At 69.7% G+C, this 16,819-nt stretch carries 19 protein-coding genes; 8 read left to right on the top strand and 11 right to left on the bottom strand.

The window, feature by feature from the left end; translation table 11 throughout:
• Nucleotides 1–90 precede the first annotated feature (90 nt).
• On the top strand, nucleotides 91–456 hold the full coding sequence (locus ABZX11_RS16440; RefSeq protein WP_354913690.1) for a VOC family protein: 366 nt from the start codon (nucleotides 91–93) through the stop codon (nucleotides 454–456).
• A gap of 3 nt (nucleotides 457–459) precedes the next feature.
• Here ABZX11_RS16440 and ABZX11_RS16435 read toward each other — a convergent pair whose 3' ends face one another.
• The 3 genes from ABZX11_RS16435 to ABZX11_RS16425 all read right to left on the bottom strand — a co-directional run bounded on the left by ABZX11_RS16435 (nucleotide 460) and on the right by ABZX11_RS16425 (nucleotide 2,252).
• Nucleotides 460–1,164: a class I SAM-dependent methyltransferase gene (locus ABZX11_RS16435; protein WP_354913688.1), complete on the bottom strand. Its 705-nt coding sequence runs from the start codon at nucleotides 1,162–1,164 to the stop codon at nucleotides 460–462.
• 134 nt (nucleotides 1,165–1,298) lie between these two features.
• A complete protein-coding gene (locus tag ABZX11_RS16430; protein WP_354913686.1) occupies nucleotides 1,299–1,823 on the bottom strand; it encodes a snapalysin family zinc-dependent metalloprotease in 525 nt (174 codons plus the stop codon).
• 96 nt (nucleotides 1,824–1,919) lie between these two features.
• Nucleotides 1,920–2,252, bottom strand: a complete 333-nt coding sequence (locus tag ABZX11_RS16425; protein WP_354913684.1) for a YnfA family protein — start codon at nucleotides 2,250–2,252, stop codon at nucleotides 1,920–1,922.
• Nucleotides 2,253–2,270: 18 nt separating this feature from the next.
• Between ABZX11_RS16425 and ABZX11_RS16420 the strand changes: the two genes are divergently transcribed.
• Nucleotides 2,271–3,059 carry a DUF4184 family protein gene (locus ABZX11_RS16420; protein ID WP_354913682.1) on the top strand — a complete coding sequence of 263 codons (789 nt, stop codon included), beginning with the start codon at nucleotides 2,271–2,273 and terminating at the stop codon, nucleotides 3,057–3,059.
• Here ABZX11_RS16420 and ABZX11_RS16415 read toward each other — a convergent pair.
• Genes ABZX11_RS16415 through ABZX11_RS16385 form a run of 7 tightly spaced genes read right to left on the bottom strand, consistent with a single transcriptional unit; the run spans nucleotide 3,049 to nucleotide 9,434 of the window.
• The gene (locus tag ABZX11_RS16415; protein WP_086677997.1) at nucleotides 3,049–3,450 is read right to left on the bottom strand and encodes a metal-sulfur cluster assembly factor; all 402 of its coding nucleotides are present in this window, start codon (nucleotides 3,448–3,450) and stop codon (nucleotides 3,049–3,051) included. The two genes, ABZX11_RS16420 and ABZX11_RS16415, sit on opposite strands and share 11 nt — an antisense overlap.
• A complete protein-coding gene (sufU, locus tag ABZX11_RS16410; protein ID WP_354913680.1) occupies nucleotides 3,447–3,896 on the bottom strand; it encodes a Fe-S cluster assembly sulfur transfer protein SufU in 450 nt (149 codons plus the stop codon). The genes ABZX11_RS16415 and sufU overlap by 4 nt, the downstream gene beginning before the upstream one ends.
• On the bottom strand, nucleotides 3,893–5,182 hold the full coding sequence (locus ABZX11_RS16405; protein WP_354913678.1) for a cysteine desulfurase: 1,290 nt from the start codon (nucleotides 5,180–5,182) through the stop codon (nucleotides 3,893–3,895). Before ABZX11_RS16405 ends, sufU begins: the two co-directional genes overlap by 4 nt.
• 37 nt (nucleotides 5,183–5,219) lie before the next feature.
• Nucleotides 5,220–5,990: a Fe-S cluster assembly ATPase SufC gene (sufC, locus tag ABZX11_RS16400; protein ID WP_176176300.1), complete on the bottom strand. Its 771-nt coding sequence runs from the start codon at nucleotides 5,988–5,990 to the stop codon at nucleotides 5,220–5,222.
• 29 nt (nucleotides 5,991–6,019) lie between these two features.
• On the bottom strand, nucleotides 6,020–7,207 hold the full coding sequence (sufD, locus tag ABZX11_RS16395) for a Fe-S cluster assembly protein SufD (protein ID WP_354913676.1): 1,188 nt from the start codon (nucleotides 7,205–7,207) through the stop codon (nucleotides 6,020–6,022).
• A gap of 2 nt (nucleotides 7,208–7,209) precedes the next feature.
• Complete coding sequence (gene sufB, locus ABZX11_RS16390; protein ID WP_354913674.1) at nucleotides 7,210–8,658, bottom strand: Fe-S cluster assembly protein SufB; 1,449 nt, start codon at nucleotides 8,656–8,658, stop codon at nucleotides 7,210–7,212.
• Nucleotides 8,655–9,434 (bottom strand): metalloregulator ArsR/SmtB family transcription factor, encoded by a 780-nt coding sequence (locus ABZX11_RS16385; protein WP_176178295.1) that lies wholly within the window; start codon nucleotides 9,432–9,434, stop codon nucleotides 8,655–8,657. The genes sufB and ABZX11_RS16385 overlap by 4 nt, the downstream gene beginning before the upstream one ends.
• Nucleotides 9,435–9,594: 160 nt before the next feature.
• Here ABZX11_RS16385 and mptB point away from each other — a divergent pair, with 160 nt between their 5' ends.
• The 6 genes from mptB to ABZX11_RS16355 all read left to right on the top strand — a co-directional run bounded on the left by mptB (nucleotide 9,595) and on the right by ABZX11_RS16355 (nucleotide 15,466).
• On the top strand, nucleotides 9,595–11,226 hold the full coding sequence (mptB, locus tag ABZX11_RS16380) for a polyprenol phosphomannose-dependent alpha 1,6 mannosyltransferase MptB (protein WP_176176297.1): 1,632 nt from the start codon (nucleotides 9,595–9,597) through the stop codon (nucleotides 11,224–11,226).
• A gap of 6 nt (nucleotides 11,227–11,232) precedes the next feature.
• Nucleotides 11,233–12,159, top strand: coding sequence for an ABC transporter ATP-binding protein (locus tag ABZX11_RS16375; protein WP_176176296.1), 927 nt, complete (start codon nucleotides 11,233–11,235; stop codon nucleotides 12,157–12,159).
• Entirely contained in the window at nucleotides 12,156–12,938 is a 783-nt protein-coding gene (locus tag ABZX11_RS16370; protein WP_354913671.1) for an ABC transporter permease, read from the top strand. Before ABZX11_RS16375 ends, ABZX11_RS16370 begins: the two co-directional genes overlap by 4 nt.
• 149 nt (nucleotides 12,939–13,087) lie before the next feature.
• Nucleotides 13,088–14,053, top strand: a complete 966-nt coding sequence (locus ABZX11_RS16365) for a COX15/CtaA family protein (RefSeq protein ID WP_176176293.1) — start codon at nucleotides 13,088–13,090, stop codon at nucleotides 14,051–14,053.
• A 63-nt stretch (nucleotides 14,054–14,116) separates the two neighbouring features.
• The gene (locus ABZX11_RS16360; RefSeq protein WP_354913669.1) at nucleotides 14,117–15,046 is read left to right on the top strand and encodes an acyl-CoA desaturase; all 930 of its coding nucleotides are present in this window, start codon (nucleotides 14,117–14,119) and stop codon (nucleotides 15,044–15,046) included.
• Nucleotides 15,047–15,145: 99 nt separating this feature from the next.
• Entirely contained in the window at nucleotides 15,146–15,466 is a 321-nt protein-coding gene (locus tag ABZX11_RS16355) for a hypothetical protein (RefSeq protein ID WP_354913667.1), read from the top strand.
• Between the two features lie 50 nt (nucleotides 15,467–15,516).
• Here ABZX11_RS16355 and ABZX11_RS16350 read toward each other — a convergent pair whose 3' ends face one another.
• A complete protein-coding gene (locus ABZX11_RS16350) occupies nucleotides 15,517–16,719 on the bottom strand; it encodes a hypothetical protein (protein WP_354913665.1) in 1,203 nt (400 codons plus the stop codon).
• Nucleotides 16,720–16,819: the final 100 nt, after the last annotated feature.

Genomic DNA, 16,819 nt, shown 5'->3' with positions numbered 1-16,819 from the left:
GCGCTCCGGCGGCGATGGCGGCCGCGGTCCAGGCGCTGCTCGACGACCTCGGCTGAAATTCGCTTGCCCGCGCCTCCTAGGGTGGGCGGCATGACGTCGGTCAGGCAGGTTCAGGTCACCTTCGACTGCGCGGACCCCCAGCGGGTCGCCCGGTTCTGGTCCGAGGTGCTGGGGTACGAGCTGGCGGGCACCGCCTGCAGCGACCCCACCGGCGTGGGCCCGCGGCTGTACTTCCAGCGCGTGCCCGAAGGCAAGGTCGTCAAGAACCGCGTGCACCTCGACGTCCGGGTCGGCACCGGCCTCGTCGGCGAAGAGCGGCTGGCGGCGCTCGAGGCCGAGTGCGCGCGGCTGGAGAAGCTCGGCGCGGTCCGCGGGCAGCTCCTGCTCGCCGACGAGGAAAACGAGTCGTGCCAGAACATGCAGGACATCGAGGGCAACGAGTTCTGCCTCGACTGACCCCTACTCCGCTTCCAGGACGAAGAAGAGGAAGCTCGGGAAGGTGTCGAGGATTTCGAAGTCGCCGGGGAACAGCTCCCGGGCGGCAGGCACCGGGTGCGGTTCGCTGATCACGGCGATCCGGAAGCCGGCCGCGGTGAAGGCGTCGGTCATCGCGTGCAGCGGCTTGTTCCAGAACGTCATCCGCGCTTTTTCGCCGTGGAGCTCGAATTCGTCGGTCCAGGTGTACTGCGCGAAGTAGTCCGGCCGCGGCCCTTCCTGGCGGTGCGTGAGGTTGACCATCATCGGGTGGTTGACCGAGGCGATCAGCCGGCCGCCGGGCTTCAGCACGCGCCGGAACTCGGCGAGCACCGGGTCCCAGTCGCGCAGGTAGTGCAGCACCAGCGACGCGACGACGTCGTCGAATTCGGCGTCGGGGTAGGGCAGCGGATCGGCCAGGTCGGCCACCCGCAGGTCCGCGTCCTCGCCGAGCAGCGTTTTCGCGTGCGCCAGCATGCCGGGGCTCTGGTCGAACCCGCTGACGAGTGCGCCGTTCGCCCGCAGCTGCGCGAACAGCGGCCCCGAGCCGCAGCCGGCGTCGAGGATCCGCCGGCCGGCCACGTCCCCGGCGAGCGCGAGGGTCGCGGGCCGCTCGTAGTAGGCGTTCATCAGGCTGGCTTCGTTTTCGGCGGTGTAGGCCGAGGCGAACTCGTCGTAGGCGGCAGTCATGCGGCCCATGGTGCCCGAACCGGCGCGCCCGTGCCACGAGTCCCTCCACAATGGACTGTCCGCGCGGTCGGCGCCTCCCTCGGGCGGTGGACCCGGGCGCGGTCTCCGGCGCCGGAGGCCGCGCCCGGGCCGGCTCAGCGCGCGGTGCGCATCTCGGCCGCCGCCGTCAAGCCGTTGACCCACAACGACTGCACCTTCGCGGCCTCGGCAGACGACGGCTTCGCGTTCTTGCACGCCGTTCCCGGGCCGTGGCCCGACATCAGTTCCGTGCACGGGCCGCTGTAGTGGTCCGGCAGCCCGAGGTTGTGGCCCAGCTCGTGGGCCGCGATGCGGGTCGGGTCGAAGCCCTCCGCGACCTGGCTCGTGTCCAGGTAGATCTGGCCGCGGCCGTGGCCGTTCGTGTTCGTGTACGAGCCGCCGCTGTGGATCTCCTGGAACACGATCGTCGCGCCCGTGCTGCGCTTGACGAGCTTCACGTCGGTGACCGCCGCGTTCCAGTTGGCCGCGCCCTGGTCGATCTGCGCCAGGTAGTCCGGAGCACCCGACGAGCTGTAGTACAGCGTCGTGACGGCGGCCGCCGAAGCAACCGGAGCCAGGGCCAGCGGGGCTGCGACAGCCGTGGCCACCGCCACGATCCGGCCGAGCACGCGTCCGTTCATCGTGTCTCCTTTGTCGGATTCAGAGAGCACTTCACCGTGTTTCGCGCGATCAGGTTAGAAGGTCACCACCAGGGTGGCCACGGCCGAAAGTCGGCGTTACCCGCCGCGCGGCCCGTACATGATCACCGCCACCCCCGCGAGGCACAGCAGCGCGCCGAGCACGTCGTAGCGGTCCGGCCGGTAACCGTCCGCCACCATCCCCCAGGCCAGCGACCCGGCCACGAACACGCCGCCGTACGCGGCGAGGATGCGGCCGAAGTGGGCGTCCGGCTGGAGCGTCGCCACGAACCCGTACACGCCCAGGGCCAGCACTCCCCCGCCGATCCACAGCCAGCCACGGTGTTCGCGGACGCCCTGCCAGACCAGCCACGCTCCGCCGATCTCGCACACCGCCGCCGCGAGGAACAGGATGATCGACCGGAGGACCACCCCGGGATACTAGCTGCCGTGCCGTTCACGCTCAGTCATCCCGCCGCCGTGCTGCCCCTGGCGAGACGGCCGCTGGTGCCCTCGGCGCTCGTCGCCGGGTCCGTCGCGCCGGACGTCTTCTGGTTCGTCCCGCGGCCGGTGCCCGACGTCGGCCTGAGCAAGACCCACGAATTCGCCTCGGCCCTCTGGCTCGATCCGCTCATCGCCCTGCTCCTGCTGGCCCTGTTCCACGTCCTGCTCAAGCGGCCGCTCCTGGCGCTGGCCCCGCAACCGCTCGCCGAGCGGCTCCCCCGCCAGTTCAGCTGGCGACGGCCCGGCTGGATCGCGCTGTCGCTCGTCCTCGGCGCCCTCACGCACGTCGGCTGGGACGCCTTCACGCACGAGAGCGGCGGGTTAGCCTTCCTGCGGATCCCGCTCGTCACCGGCGTCGACGTCGGACGCCTGATCCAGCTGGTCAGCACGATCGCCGGGGCGGTTGTCCTGGCCTGGTGGCTGGTCCGCTGGTACCGCCTCGCCCCGACCCGGCCCGCACCACCGCGCAGCCGGTACCCCAAGGCCGCCACGGCCTTCCTCGCCGCCGGCGTCGTGACCGGCATGCTCGCCGAAACCCTGCCGTTCCTGGCCGAGCACGACCCGATGACCCACGCCGGCGTCTTCGGCAACGCCACCTACCTCGCCGTCACCGGTGCCGTCAGCGGGTTCTTCGCCGCGCTCGGGCTTTACGCCCTCGCCTGGTATATGTCGTTATACGCAAAACGGGCCACCCGGAAGGGTGACCCGTTTTGCGAAGAAGAACTCAGACGGTGAAGCCGAGGGCGCGCAGCTGCTCGCGGCCGTCCTCGGTGATCTTCTCCGGGCCCCACGGCGGCATCCAGACCCAGTTGATCCGGAAGTCCTTGACCAGGCCGCCGCTGGTGAGCGCGGCGTTCGTCTGGTCCTCGATGACGTCGGTCAGCGGGCAGGCCGCCGAGGTCAGCGTCATGTCGAGGGTCGCGGTGTTGTCCGGCTCGACGCGGATGTCGTAGACCAGGCCGAGGTCGACGACGTTGATGCCGAGCTCCGGGTCGACCACGTCACGCATGGCTTCTTCGACGTCCTCGATCTTCGCCAGGTCGAGGTCCTGCTTCGCGGTGGTCTCGGCGTCGAGGTCGGCGGCGGTCCGGCCTTCCCGAGCGTCGGTGGCGGTGTCTTCGGTCATGCCTTTTCAGCTCCACTGGTCGTCCGGGCGACGGCGTCCTTGAAAGCCATCCAGCCGAGGAGGGCGCACTTCACGCGGGCCGGGTACTTGGCGACGCCCGCGAAGGCGACCCCGTCCTCCAGCACGTCCTCGTCCGGCTCGACCTTTCCCTTGCCCTGCATCAGTTCCACGAAGGCGTCCATGGTGGTGAACGCCTCGTCGATCGTGTGGCCGACGACGAGATCCGTCAAGACCGACGTCGAAGCCTGGCTGATCGAGCAGCCCTGGCCCTCGTAGGAGACGTCGGCGACCTTCCCGTCGTCGAGCTTGACCCGCAGCGTCACCTCGTCGCCGCAGGTCGGGTTGACCTGGAACGACTCGGCGTCGAACGGGTCCCGGAGGCCGCGCCCGTGCGGGTTCTTGTAGTGGTCCAGGATGATCTCCTGGTACATGCTCTCCAGGTTCACTGCGCCACCCCGAAGAACTTCTGGGCCTCCCGGATGCCCGCGACGAGCGCGTCCACTTCGGACAGCTCGTTGTACAGGTAGAAGGACGCGCGCACGGTCGCCTGCGCGTTGCAGGCCCGGTGCAGCGGCCAGGCGCAGTGGTGGCCGACGCGGACGGCGATGCCGAGGCTGTCGAGCACCTGGCCGGCGTCGTGCGGGTGCACGCCGTCGATCACGAACGACACGGTCGCGCCGCGGTCCTCGAGGTCCGTCGGCCCGATGATCCGGACGCCGGGGATGGCGCCGATGCCCTCGATCGCCGCCGCGGCGAGCTGGTGCTCGTGCGCGGCGACGCGGTCCATGCCGATCGCCGAGAGGTAGTCGACGGCCGCGCCGAGGCCGATGGCCTGCGACGTCATCGGCACGCCGGCCTCGAACCGCTGCGGCGGCGGCGCGAAGGTCGAGCCCTCCATGCGGACCATCTCGATCATCGACCCGCCGGTCAGGAACGGCGGCATCGCTTCGAGCAGCTCGGTGCGGCCGTACAGCACACCGATGCCCGACGGGCCCAGCATCTTGTGCCCGGAGAACACCGCGAAGTCGACGCCCAGCGCGTGGAAGTCCACGGCGAAGTGGGGCACCGACTGGCAGGCGTCGAGCACGGTGAGCGCGCCGACCGCCTTGGCCTTCTCGACCAGCAGCGAGACCGGGTTGACCGTGCCGAGCACGTTGGACTGGTGCGCGAACGCGACCACCTTCGTGCGCGGGGTGATCAGCTCGTCCACATCGGACAGGTCGAGGCGGCCGTTTCCGGTCACCTTGAACCACTTCAGCGTCGCGCCGGTGCGCTGGCACAGCTGCTGCCACGGCACGAGGTTCGCGTGGTGCTCCATCTCGGTGACGACGATCTCGTCACCCGGGCCGACCACGAACCGCGCGGCCTCGGGACCGGCGGTGGCGGCGTTGCTCATCGAGTACGCGACGAGGTTGATGCCCTCAGTGGCGTTCTTGGTGAACACCAGCTCTTCGGGGTCGGCGCCGACGAACTCGGCGATCTTCGCCCGCGCGGACTCGTACGCGTCCGTCGCCTCTTCGGACAGCTGGTGCGCACCGCGGTGCACGGCGGCGTTCGAGGTGAAGACGTACTCGCGCTCGGCCTCGAACACCGCTTGCGGGCGTTGCGACGTCGCCCCGGAGTCCAGGTACACCAAGGGTTTCCCGTCACGAACCGTGCGCGACAGGATGGGGAAGTCGGCCCTCAGGGCCGCCACGTCGAGTGGCACAGAACCGGCCGAGGTGGTGGTCATCGGGCCGACTCCTCTCTTCTCGGTGTAGTGAGACGTGTCAGACCGCGGCGGGCTCGGTCTTGCCGGTGTACTTGACGTACCCGTTCTCCTCGAGCTCGTCCGCCAGCTCCTTGCCGCCCGACTCGACGATCTTGCCGCCGGCGAAGACGTGCACGAAGTCCGGCGTGATGTGCCGCAGGATCCGGGTGTAGTGCGTGATCAGCATGACGCCGACCTCGCTGTCGGCCTTGTACTGGTTGACGCCTTCGGAGACGATCCGCAGCGCGTCGACGTCGAGGCCGGAGTCGGTCTCGTCGAGGATGGCGAACTTCGGCTTGAGCAGCGCCAGCTGCAGGATCTCGTGGCGCTTCTTCTCGCCGCCGGAGAAGCCCTCGTTGACCGAGCGCTCGGCGAACTCCTGCGAGATCTCGAGCTTGCCCATCTCCTCCTTGACCTCCTTGACCCAGTGGCGCAGCTTGGGGGCCTCGCCACGGACCGCGGTGGCCGCGGTGCGGAGGAAGTTGGACATCGACACGCCCGGCACCTCGACCGGGTACTGCATGGCCAGGAACAGGCCGGCCCGCGCGCGCTCGTCGACGCTCATCTCGAGCACGTTCTCGCCGTCGAGCAGCACCTCACCCGAGGTGACCTCGTACTTCGGGTGGCCGGCGATGGCGTAGGACAGCGTGGACTTGCCCGAGCCGTTCGGGCCCATGATCGCGTGCGTCTCGCCCGACTTGATGGTCAGGTTGACGCCCTTGAGGATCTCCTTGGCGCCCTCTTCGGTCGTGACCGAGGCGTGGAGGTCCTTGATTTCCAGCGTAGCCATTTCTTCGTTTCCTAAGTCAGAGAGGGCGGTCAGGCACCGACGGCTTCGAGTTCGGCTTCGATCGCCGCTTCGAGGCGCTCGCGCACCTCGGGGACGTCGATCTTGACCAGGATCTCGTGGAAGAACCCGCGCACGACTAGGCGCCGCGCGGCTTCTTCGGCGATCCCGCGCGACTGCAGGTAGAACAACTGCTCGTCGTCGAACCTTCCCGTCGCGCTCGCGTGGCCGGCGCCTTCGATCTCGCCGGTCTCGATCTCGAGGTTCGGCACCGAGTCCGCGCGCGCACCCGGCGTGAGCACCAGGTTGCGGTTGAGCTCGTAGGTGTCGGTGGCCTCGGCGGCCGCGCGGATCAGGACGTCGCCAATCCATACGGTGTGCGCGTCAGGCCCTTCTCCTGAACTGCCCTGCAGCGCGCCCTTGTACATCACGCGCGACTTGCAGTTCGGGACCGCGTGGTCGACGAAGAGGCGGTGCTCCTGGTGCTGGCCCTTGTCCGCGAAGTAGACGCCGAGCATCTCGACGTCGCCGCCCTTGTCGGCGAAGGTCGCCGTCGGGGAGACGCGGACCAGGTCACCGCCCAGGGTGATCACGGTGTGCCGCAGCGCGGCGTCGCGGCCCAGCTTCAGGTGCTGCTCGGAGACGTGCACGGCGTCGTCGGCCCAGTCCTGGACGCTGACCACGGTGACCTTGGCGCCGTCGCCGATGACGAACTCGACGTTGTCGGCGTAGGTGCCGGAGCCGACGTGGTCGAGCACGATCACGGCTTCGGCGAACGCCTCGGCGCGGACCTGCAGGTGCCCGTAGGCGACCTGGCCCTCGCCCGGGCCGTGGATCCGCAGCACGGACGGCTTCGACGCCTTCGTCTCCTTCGGCACCGTCACGACGGTGGCGTGGGCGAAGGACGAGTACGCCTGCGCGGCGATCCGGTCGCTCGGGACACCGGCGGCGCCCAGCCGCTCGTCGTCCCGGCCGACCGACTCGATCTTCAGCTCGGGCGCGGCCTCGGTTTCGAGGGTGATCTCGCCGGTGGCGACGGCACTGCCGTCGTGCAGGCCGCGCAGACGCTTCATCGGCGTGAAGCGCCAGTTCTCCTCACGACCGCCCGGGACCTCGAAGGCCTCGACGTCGTAGGAGGTGAAGCGCTCCGCGCGGGACGCGGCCGGGATGACCGCGCCCTCGCGAAGAGCTTCCGAAACGTTGTTCTCAGTGACCGACATGACTAGCCGACGGACCCTTCCATCTGGAGCTCGATCAGGCGGTTCAGCTCGAGCGCGTACTCCATCGGCAGCTCACGGGCGATCGGCTCGACGAAGCCGCGCACGATCATCGCCATCGCCTCGGCCTCGTCGAGGCCGCGCGACATCAGGTAGAACAGCTGGTCCTCGCTGACCTTGGACACCGTGGCCTCGTGGCCCATGGACACCTCGTCGTTGCGGATGTCCACGTACGGGTACGTGTCCGAACGCGAGATCGTGTCCACCAGCAGCGCGTCGCAGACCACGCTGGAGCGCGAGTGGTGCGCCCGCTTGGCCACGCGGACCAGGCCGCGGTAGGAGGTGCGGCCGCCGCCGCGCGCCACCGACTTCGACACGATGGTCGAGGACGTGTACGGCGCGAGGTGCTCCATCTTGGCGCCCGCGTCCTGGTGCTGGCCCTCGCCCGCGAACGCGACCGACAGGACCTCGCCCTTGGCGTGCTCGCCCATGAGGAACACCGACGGGTACTTCATCGTCACCTTGGAACCGATGTTGCCGTCGATCCATTCCATGGTCGCGCCCTCTTCGCACTTGGCGCGCTTGGTGACCAGGTTGTAGACGTTGTTCGACCAGTTCTGGATGGTCGTGTAGCGGCAGCGGGCGCCCTTCTTGACGATGATCTCCACGACCGCCGAGTGCAGCGAGTCGGACTGGTAGATCGGCGCCGTGCAGCCCTCGACGTAGTGCACGTACGCACCTTCGTCGACGATGATCAGGGTGCGCTCGAACTGGCCCATGTTCTCGGTGTTGATCCGGAAGTAGGCCTGCAGCGGGATCTCGACGTGCACGCCCTTCGGCACGTAGATGAACGAGCCGCCGGACCACACCGCCGTGTTCAGCGCGGAGAACTTGTTGTCACCGGCCGGGATGACCGAGCCGAAGTACTCCTGGAACAGCTCCGGGTGCTCCTTGAGCGCGGAGTCGGTGTCCAGGAACAGGACGCCCTGCTCCTCCAGGTCCTCGCGGATCTGGTGGTAGACGACCTCGGACTCGTACTGCGCGGCGACACCGGCGACGAGGCGCTGCTTCTCCGCCTCGGGGATGCCGAGCTTGTCGTAGGTGTTCTTGATGTCCTCGGGCAGTTCCTCCCAGGAGGTGGCCTGCTTCTCCGTGGACCGCACGAAGTACTTGATGTTCTCGAAGTCGATCCCGGAGAGGTCGGCCCCCCAGTTGGGCATGGGCTTCTTCTCGAAGAGCTTGAGCGCCTTCAGTCGCGCTTCGCGCATCCACTCCGGCTCGGACTTCTTCGAGGAGATGTCGGTGACGACGTCCTCGTTCAGCCCGCGACGGGCGCTGGCGCCCGCCTCGTCGGAGTCGGCCCAGCCGAACGCGTACTTGCCAAGGGACTCGATGGTCTCTTCCTGGCTCAGTGGCGCGGTGGTGGGAGTGCGCTGCTCGGCAGCGGCAGTCATGCGGGTTTCCCTCCATTCGGGATCCGTGCTGTGCGTCCCTCGGGGGACGCCGTTCTCACCGGCTCGGGATGGGCCGGCTGACCCGCCGTGACGGGTACGTGGGTGGTGCACGCGGAGTCCCCGCGTGCGATGGTCGCCAGCCGCTGGACGTGGGTGCCCAGCAGCTGCGCGAACGCCTCCGTCTCGGCCTCGCACAGCTGCGGGAACTCCGCGGCGACGTGGGCGACCGGACAGTGGTGCTGGCAGAGCTGCGCGCCCACGTTCTGACCGGGGGCCGGAGCCCCGACCTGGCGGGTCGACGCAGCGTAGCCTTCCCTGCTCAGGGCGGCCGCGAGGGCCTCCGCGCGCGCCGCCGGATCACCCGGTGCGGTGATCGCGGAGCGGTGCGGGCCGACGAGCTTCTCGATGCGCTGCTCGGCGAAGGCGCGGACGGCGTCCTCCCCGGCGTGCTCGGCCAGGAAACGGATCGCGGAGACGGCCAGGTCGTCGTAGGCGTGCCCGAAGCGGGCGCGGCCGGGCTCGGTCAGCAGGAAGAGCTTCGCGGGACGACCCCGGCCCCGGGGTCCGCGGCGCGGCGCGTCCCGCGTCTCGGCTTCGCCGTCCGCGAGAAGGGCGTCGAGGTGCCGCCGGACGGCGGTGGGGCTGATCCCGAGCTGCTCGGCGACCACGACGGCGGTCATGGGACCCTGTTCGAGCAGCAGCCGGGCGACCTCCTGACGGGTCTTGCCCTCGGCGCTGACCTGCGACGGGACGTGCGGGTGGGTGGCGCGGGGCATGTCGCCGCCCGCCTGGTCACCCGCCTCCGTCTTTTTCACAACACAAGTGTGTCTTATTTCCGGGTGACCCGCAAAGGCGGGGTGTCCGGCAGTGATCCGACTCACTCGCCAGGGGGACCGATACCCTGCACGCGTGGCAGTGGGTGAACAGGAGCAGCAAGTGGCACGGCTCGAAACCGGCAGTGCCCACCCCGTGACGCTCTCGCCCGTCCGCCCCCGCGAACCGCTCCCCCTCGAGCCCGCCGAGCAGCGCGGCCTGAACGTGGTCCGGCGCTTCGGCACGGTCGGCTCGCTGTTCCTCGCCCTCGGCTCCCTCGGCGCCGGCGCCGCCCCGGTGATCAACCCGGTGCAGGAGATCCCGGTCCTGCGGCTGTTCACCCGGATCCCGACGGTCTCGCTGGCCATCGCCATCTCCGGGATGGGCATCCTGGTGCTCAGCTGGCTGATGCTCGGCCGGTTCGCCCAGCCCAGCCGGGAGCGGCTGGCCTCGCAGGGCCAGCTCGCGCGCACCACGGCGCTGTGGGTGCTGCCCCTGCTGGTCATCCCGCCGCTGTTCTCCCGCGACGTCTACAGCTACCTCGCGCAGAGCGAGATCGTGCACCGCGGCATGGACCCGTACGTCCTCGGCCCGGCGCAGGCGCTCGGCGTCGCGGACCCGTTCACCGCGGGCGTGTCGAACATGTGGCGCGAGACGCCGGCCCCGTACGGACCGCTGGTGCTGCGCCTGGGCGGCTGGCTGGCGCCCCTGGCGGGCAACAGCATCGCCGTCGGCGTGCTGCTGCAGCGGCTGCTCGCGCTCGCCGGCGTCATCCTCATCGTCTGGGCGCTGCCCCGGCTGGCCCGCCGCTTCGGCGTGCAGCCGGCGACGGCGCTGTGGCTCGGCGCCCTGAACCCGCTGCTGATCTTCCACTTCGTGGCCGGCGCCCACAACGACTCGCTGGCCGTCGGCCTGATGCTCGCCGGGCTGGAGATCGGCATCCGGCGGCTGCCGATCCGGGTGAAGGGCGACACCCCGCCCCCGCTGGCCCGCGGGGAACTGCTCTACATCGGGCTGGGCGTCGCGATCATCACCCTGGGCGTGGCGGTGAAGCTGCCCGCGGTGTTCGCGCTGCCGTTCTTCGCGGTGATGGTGGCGCGGCGCTGGCACGGGCGGCTGAAGGACCTGTTCCTGGCCGGCGCGCCGATGGCGGTGTGGTTCGGCGTGGTGCTGGTCGCCGTCTGCTTCGGCACCGGGCTCGGCTTCGGCTGGGTCGGGGCGACGTTCAACACGCCCGGGCTGGTCCGGTCCTGGATCTCCCCCACCGCGGAGCTGGCCAACCTCTCCGGCGTCCTCGGCATCGCGCTGGGCCTGGGCAACCACACGAACGCGCTGGTCCCGATCCTCGGCGCGCTGGGCTACCTGGTCGCCGTCGGGATCACCTTCAAGTTCCTCTGGGACAGCTTCAAGTGGCGCTACCGGCCGATCATCGGGCTCGGGGTCTCCATGGGGGCGGTGATGATCCTGCAGATCAACCTGCAGCCCTGGTACGTGCTCTGGGCGGTGATCCCGCTCGCCGCCGCGGCCGGGACGTCGCGGTTCCGGGTGGCGGCGGCGGTGCTGTCGGCCGCCCTGCCGTTCCTGCTGCCGCCGACCGGCAGCACCTTCGACGGGCGCCCGTACGTGCTGCCGTTCGCCTACGTCGCGGCGATCGTCGTCTGCGGCGCGGGAATGCTGGTCGTGCGGCGGCTCGCTCCCGTGTTGCTCGCCAAGCCGTCCCCGCGGGTGCCCGAGCCGGTCGACGCCGTATCGTGACCCGATGTGAGTGTCCCTGCCGTCGAGATCAGCGGGCTGGTCAAAAGCTACGGCTCCACCCGCGCGGTCGACGGCCTCGACCTGCGGATGGAGCGCGGCAGCCTGCTCGCCCTGCTCGGCCCGAACGGGGCCGGCAAGACCACCACCGTCGAGGTCTGCGAAGGGTTCTCGAAACCTGACGCGGGTTCGGTGCGCGTGCTCGGCCTCGACCCGGTCCGCGAGTCCGCGGCGCTGCGTCCCCGCGTCGGCATCATGCCCCAGGGCGGCGGCGCGTACCCGGGTGTCCGCGCCGACGAGATGCTGGGCCTGGTGGCCTCCTGCGCGGCGACCCCGCTCGACCCGGCGTGGCTGCTGGACGTCCTCGGGCTGGCCCCGGTCCGCCGCACCCCGTTCAAGCGCCTCTCCGGCGGCCAGCAGCAGCGGCTGTCGCTGGCGTGCGCCCTGGTCGGGCGGCCCGAACTGGTGTTCCTCGACGAGCCGACGGCGGGCATGGACCCCCAGGCCCGGCGCCTGGTGTGGGACCTGCTGTCGGCGTTGCGCCGCGACGGCGTCTCGGTGCTGCTGACCACGCACCTGATGGAGGAGGCCGAGGCACTGGCCGACACGGTGGTGATCGTCGACCACGGCAAGGTGGTGGTGTCGGGCGCGCCGCAGACGTTGACGGTGGACGAGACGGGCAACGCGGGCCTGCGCTTCAAGGCCAGAACCCGGCTCGACACGGCTTTGCTGGCGGCGGCGCTGCCGGAGGGTTACGCGGTGCGCGAGTCGGCGCCGGGGACGTACGTGGTGGTGGGCTCGGTCGACCCCCAGGTGGTGTCGACGGTGACGGCGTGGTGCGCGCAGCAGGGCGTGCTGCCGGAGGAGCTGCAGGTGGGCAAGCGGACGCTGGAAGAGGTCTTCCTGGAGCTGACCGGACGGGAGCTGCGGGCATGACATTCGCTCCCGGCACTTTCACGCCGGCCCCCGGCCGCGGCTCACTGGGCCGGATGCTGCGCACGCACGCCCGCGTCGAGGTGAGTTTGACGCTGCGCCACGGAGAGCAGGTGCTGCTGACCCTGCTGATCCCGCTGGCGCTGCTGATCGGGCTGTCCCTTTTGGACATCCTGCCGGCGTCTTCGCTGGGCGCGGTTCCCCGGGTGGACTGGATCACGCCCCGGATCCTGGCGCTGGCGGTGATGTCGTCGGCGTTCACCGGCCAGGCGATCGCGCTGGGCTTCGACCGGCGTTACGGGGTGTTGAAGCGCTTGTCGGCAACGGCGTTGCCGCGGTGGCTGCTGGTGGCGGGCCGCCTGGCGGCGGCGCTGGTGGTCGTGGTCCTGCAGTCGGTGATCATCGGCGTGGTGGCGGCGTTCCTGGGGTGGTCGCCTTCCCTCGCGGGACTGGTCTCGGCGGTGTTGCTGCTGGTGCTGGGGACGTTGGCGTTCGGAGCACTGGGCGTTCTGCTGGGCGGGGCGTTGCGCGCCGAGGCGGTGCTGGCCCTGGCGAACATCGTGTGGTTCGTGCTCCTGCTGGCGGGCGGCATCCTGCTGGCGCCGTCTTCGTTGCCGTCGGGGCTGGCGCGCGTGGTGGAGCTGCTGCCGTCGGGGGCGCTGGCGGAGGGGATGCGGACGGCGTTGGTGGACGGTTCGTTCGCTCCGGGGCCGATGGTGGTCTTGGCGGTGTGGGCGGCGATTGCGGGCGCGGTGGCTTCGCGGACGACGAAGCTCACCTGAGCCTTTCCACCGCCAGATCTCGGCGATCCCTCGAGAGACCGTCCGGGATCCCGGCAACCAAGTGACCTAGGTCCCTTGCGGCCGTCCCCGCACTCTGAGCGTCCGGACCTGCCGGAAGCGTGATTTCCGCGCGCTCTACCATCGATGCCGTGCCGTTCACCAGCCTCGTCGCCCGCCTGCCGTTTCCCTCCGCCGCCGTGCAGCGGGCCGTCGGGATCGCCGCCGTCGTCGCGCAGGCGCTGATCGGCGTCACCGGGTCCATCGTGCGCGTCACCGGGTCCGGGCTCGGCTGCCCGACCTGGCCGCAGTGCGTGGCCGGCAGCCTGGTGCCTAAGCACGACTCCGGGATCGACGCGCTCAACCAGTGGATCGAGTTCGGCAACCGGCTGCTGACCTTCGTCGTCGTCCTGGTCGCCGCCGTCGCGGTCATCACGGCGTGGCGCGTGCAGATCGACCACCCGGAGCGCAAGCGCCTGGTCAAGCTGGCCTGGACGATGCCCGGCGGCGTCGTGCTGCAGGCCGTCGTCGGCGGCCTCACGGTGCTCGCGAAGCTGGAGTGGTGGACGGTCGCGATCCACTTCCTCGCGACGACCCCGCTCGTCTGGCTGGCCGTCCTGCTGCTGCGCGCGTTCCGCGAAGGCGACGAGCCCCCGCGCCTGCTGGTCCCGCCGGCCGGCCGCACGATCCTGGTCCTGCTCGCCGCCGTCATGTGGCTGGTGCTGGCGGCGGGCACCACGGTGACCGGCGCGGGCCCGCACAGCGGTGACATCAACACGCACCGCCTCGACGCCCCGGTGGAGGCGCTGGCCCAGGTCCACGGCGGACTGCTGGTGCTCTACCTGCTGCTGCTGGCGGTGTTCGGCCTGCAGCTGCTGCGCATCGGCGCCCCGAAGGGCCTCTGGCGGCGCTACACGGTGGTCTGGGTGGTCGCCGTCGCGCAGGGCGGGCTCGGTTCGCTGCAGTACGCGCTGGGCGTGCCGGAGGCGATGGTGTCGTTCCACGTGTTGGGCGCGATGGCGGTCATCATCGCGACGGCGTCGCTGTGGACGGGCAGCCGCGACCGCGGCCCGGTGACGTCGCTGACGGCGGCGCCGAAGGAGCTCACGGCCGCCTGACGGCTACGCGGCCTTAACTCCGCGTCGGCGTGGCCGTCCGGTGCGTGAGCTACTGTTCGCGCCATGACGTCGCGCACCGCGCCCAAGCCGCTCATCTCCCACCGACGCGGCACCGGCGAGATGATCGTGCTCAAGACCTTCCTGCTGGTGCCGTTCGCGGCGCTCCTGATCGCGGTCCCCCTGGTGTGGGGCTGGGGCATGACGTGGATCGACCTGATCCTCGCGGCGGGGTTCTACGTGTTCGCCACGCTCGGCGTGACGGTCGGTTTCCACCGCTACTTCACCCACGGCGCGTTCAAGGCGTCCCGGCCGCTGCGCGTGGTGCTGGCGATCGCGGGCAGCATGGCGGTCCAGGGTTCGGTGATCTTCTGGGTGGCGAGCCACCGCCGCCACCACGCCTTCGCCGACCGAGAGGGCGACCCGCACTCGCCGTGGCTGTTCGGCACATCCCCATCGGCACTGCTGCGCGGCTTCTGGCACGCGCACATGGGGTGGATGTTCGGCCGCGAGGTGACCAACGCGGACCGGTTCGCCCCGGACCTGGTGGCGGACGCGGACGTGCGCTGGGTGAACCGGTATTTCTGGCTGTGGATCACGTTGAGCTTGGCCCTGCCGGCGGTGCTGGGCGGGCTGATTTCGTGGTCGTGGTGGGGCGTGGTGACGGCGTTCTTCTGGGCGGGGCTGGTGCGGATCGCGTTCCTGCACCACGTGACGTGGTCGGTGAATTCGGTGTGCCACCTGATCGGGGAACGGCCTTTCGCCAGCCGCGACAAGGCGGCGAACTTCTGGCCGTTGGCGTTGTTGTCGATGGGTGAGTCTTGGCACAACTCGCACCACGCTGACCCGACTTGTGCGCGGCACGGGGTGTTGCGGGGGCAGGTGGATGTTTCGGCTCGGGTGATCTGGGCGTTCGAGCGGTTCGGGTGGGCGAAGGACGTGCGGTGGCCGCGGATGGATCGGCTGGCCGCGAAGCGGGCGCAGGCAAGCGCTTAGCCATAGAGATCGCCAGAAACATCTTAATGCTGCGCCGCTGACACGAATGAGAGGCGGAGCTCTCGATCGTGTCGACCACCTCACCTCTAGCGTGAGCCCATGTATAAAAAATTCAGCCACTGGTTGAAAAAAAGGAAAATGCGTGCGGCGGCTTTTGTGCTGACCCTATCAGCGATAGCGGCAATCCTCTCGCCGAACCCCGCCAATGCAGCACCCACACCAGCGGTAGCGGCCTACGCGGCACCAGCGAAATTGGCGCAGGAATTCGCGACTTCGGTCCCCAAGCCAGCACCCATCAAGACACCGACCATCGCGTCGCCTGTCCCCCTTCCCAAGGGCGCACCGATCGAGGCCACGCCGATCCCGGACACCACCAATCCGGTCAAACCACGTGGTGGCGGCGGCAACACCGGTAACTGATCAACTCACTACAGACAACGGAACCTCGTAACTAGGGTGAACCACTTTGGTTACGAGGGCTTCCACCGGAATGCGATCCCGTAGGTCTCTCGCGGGTGACACCCTTCGATAAAGGTGTGCCGCACAAATCCATCTTCGACGGGCAGCAAGTGCGGGTCACCGTCAGGAGGTCGGCACCTCCGTTCGTATTCAGTCTGCTCCGCGTACCACCAGCAAGCCTCGGGTATGCATTTCTCATCGAAGGCGATCTGCATCGTCAGACCGGCGATCGGCCTGCCATCCCGAGCGCACATGCCGGGTGCAATACCGTGGTGATCGACGTCGACGTTGATCCACTCACGCTGCTCGGCCAGTTCGCCGTCGAGCGCCTCCGACACGAAGGTGTACCGCTCGCCCCGGCGAAGCGGCCTGCGGAAGCGCAGACAGACCTGCACAGGGTCACCAGGATGCACTCCGGGTGAAGTGACCAGCCGACACGCCCACAGAGCCGTCACCGGGATCTCTTCCGGCTCGTGTGACCAGCCGGTCAGTGCGTGCACGTGATAGCCGTCGACGCCGTCCTCGCAGGCGACTATGTCACGCTCGGTTATCCGGCGCTGGGCCGTTTTGCGGTGCATCACCACCGTGACGATCATGCGTTCCACGAATACCGGCTGCGCGCCCTTGGAGGCTGCCCGCGCCCGCCAGCCGACGCGCTGGTCGCTCGCGACCTGCCGCACCGCGCGTCCGATGTCGATGTAGAACCGCCAGCCCGGCTCGTCCAGCGAAGCCAATTTCTCCGCGAGGCACCCGGCCAGGTCACCGACAGCCCGCCGCCAGGCCTTGTGCATCGGGGTGGTCGTGCTGGGCGGCGGATCGCCGAAGACACCGCGCAGCCGCATCAACTGCTTGAAACGATCGTCCAGCGTCGGCTTCCAAGTGGTCTCGCCGGGGGCCGGCGGGATCCGGAACGCCGCCATCAGCGTGTTGCGGCGACGGGAATCCCCCGCGGAGCCGAGCTTGCCGATCTCGTCGGCGATCAGCCCCAGCACGGCGAACGCGCGCGATTCGGGTGGCTCAGCGGACAACACCGCGACTGGAGCCACCAGAGAGCGGAGTGTGGCGGCCGACTTGCTCCCCGGCTCTTCGATCGCGTAGCGGAGAAACCGCAGGGGCTCTCCGTCTTTGCGGATCGCCAGCCACCGCAGCGCGTCTTCGACCTCCGCGGGTGAAGCCACCTCGGCGACGCGCTCTCGGTCCGTCGGGATGGTCACGGAATCCTCCACCGACAATGATCGACAATTCCCCGGCAAGCCCGGACAACGGCGAACCGAGTATCGGCAGCCGTTCGACGACGAGAAACTCGCCCCGAAA

The organism is Amycolatopsis sp. NPDC004169, assembly GCF_040610315.1.
Taxonomy (GTDB): Bacteria; Actinomycetota; Actinomycetes; order Mycobacteriales; family Pseudonocardiaceae; genus Amycolatopsis.
This window is presented reverse-complemented; position numbering and strand designations above follow the sequence as displayed.

Excerpts from the sequence above, each read along its gene's own strand:
- ABZX11_RS16440 (WP_354913690.1), top strand. The coding sequence starts at position 91 with ATGACGTCGGTCAGGCAGGTTCAGGTCACCTTCGACTGCGCGGACCCC.
- ABZX11_RS16435 (WP_354913688.1), bottom strand. The coding sequence starts at position 1,164 with ATGACTGCCGCCTACGACGAGTTCGCCTCGGCCTACACCGCCGAAAAC.
- ABZX11_RS16430 (WP_354913686.1), bottom strand. The coding sequence starts at position 1,823 with ATGAACGGACGCGTGCTCGGCCGGATCGTGGCGGTGGCCACGGCTGTC.
- ABZX11_RS16415 (WP_086677997.1), bottom strand. The coding sequence starts at position 3,450 with ATGACCGAAGACACCGCCACCGACGCTCGGGAAGGCCGGACCGCCGCC.
- ABZX11_RS16405 (WP_354913678.1), bottom strand. The coding sequence starts at position 5,182 with ATGACCACCACCTCGGCCGGTTCTGTGCCACTCGACGTGGCGGCCCTG.
- sufC (WP_176176300.1), bottom strand. The coding sequence starts at position 5,990 with ATGGCTACGCTGGAAATCAAGGACCTCCACGCCTCGGTCACGACCGAA.
- sufD (WP_354913676.1), bottom strand. The coding sequence starts at position 7,207 with ATGTCGGTCACTGAGAACAACGTTTCGGAAGCTCTTCGCGAGGGCGCG.
- sufB (WP_354913674.1), bottom strand. The coding sequence starts at position 8,658 with ATGACTGCCGCTGCCGAGCAGCGCACTCCCACCACCGCGCCACTGAGC.
- ABZX11_RS16385 (WP_176178295.1), bottom strand. The coding sequence starts at position 9,434 with ATGCCCCGCGCCACCCACCCGCACGTCCCGTCGCAGGTCAGCGCCGAG.
- ABZX11_RS16370 (WP_354913671.1), top strand. The coding sequence starts at position 12,156 with ATGACATTCGCTCCCGGCACTTTCACGCCGGCCCCCGGCCGCGGCTCA.
- ABZX11_RS16360 (WP_354913669.1), top strand. The coding sequence starts at position 14,117 with ATGACGTCGCGCACCGCGCCCAAGCCGCTCATCTCCCACCGACGCGGC.
- ABZX11_RS16355 (WP_354913667.1), top strand. The coding sequence starts at position 15,146 with ATGTATAAAAAATTCAGCCACTGGTTGAAAAAAAGGAAAATGCGTGCG.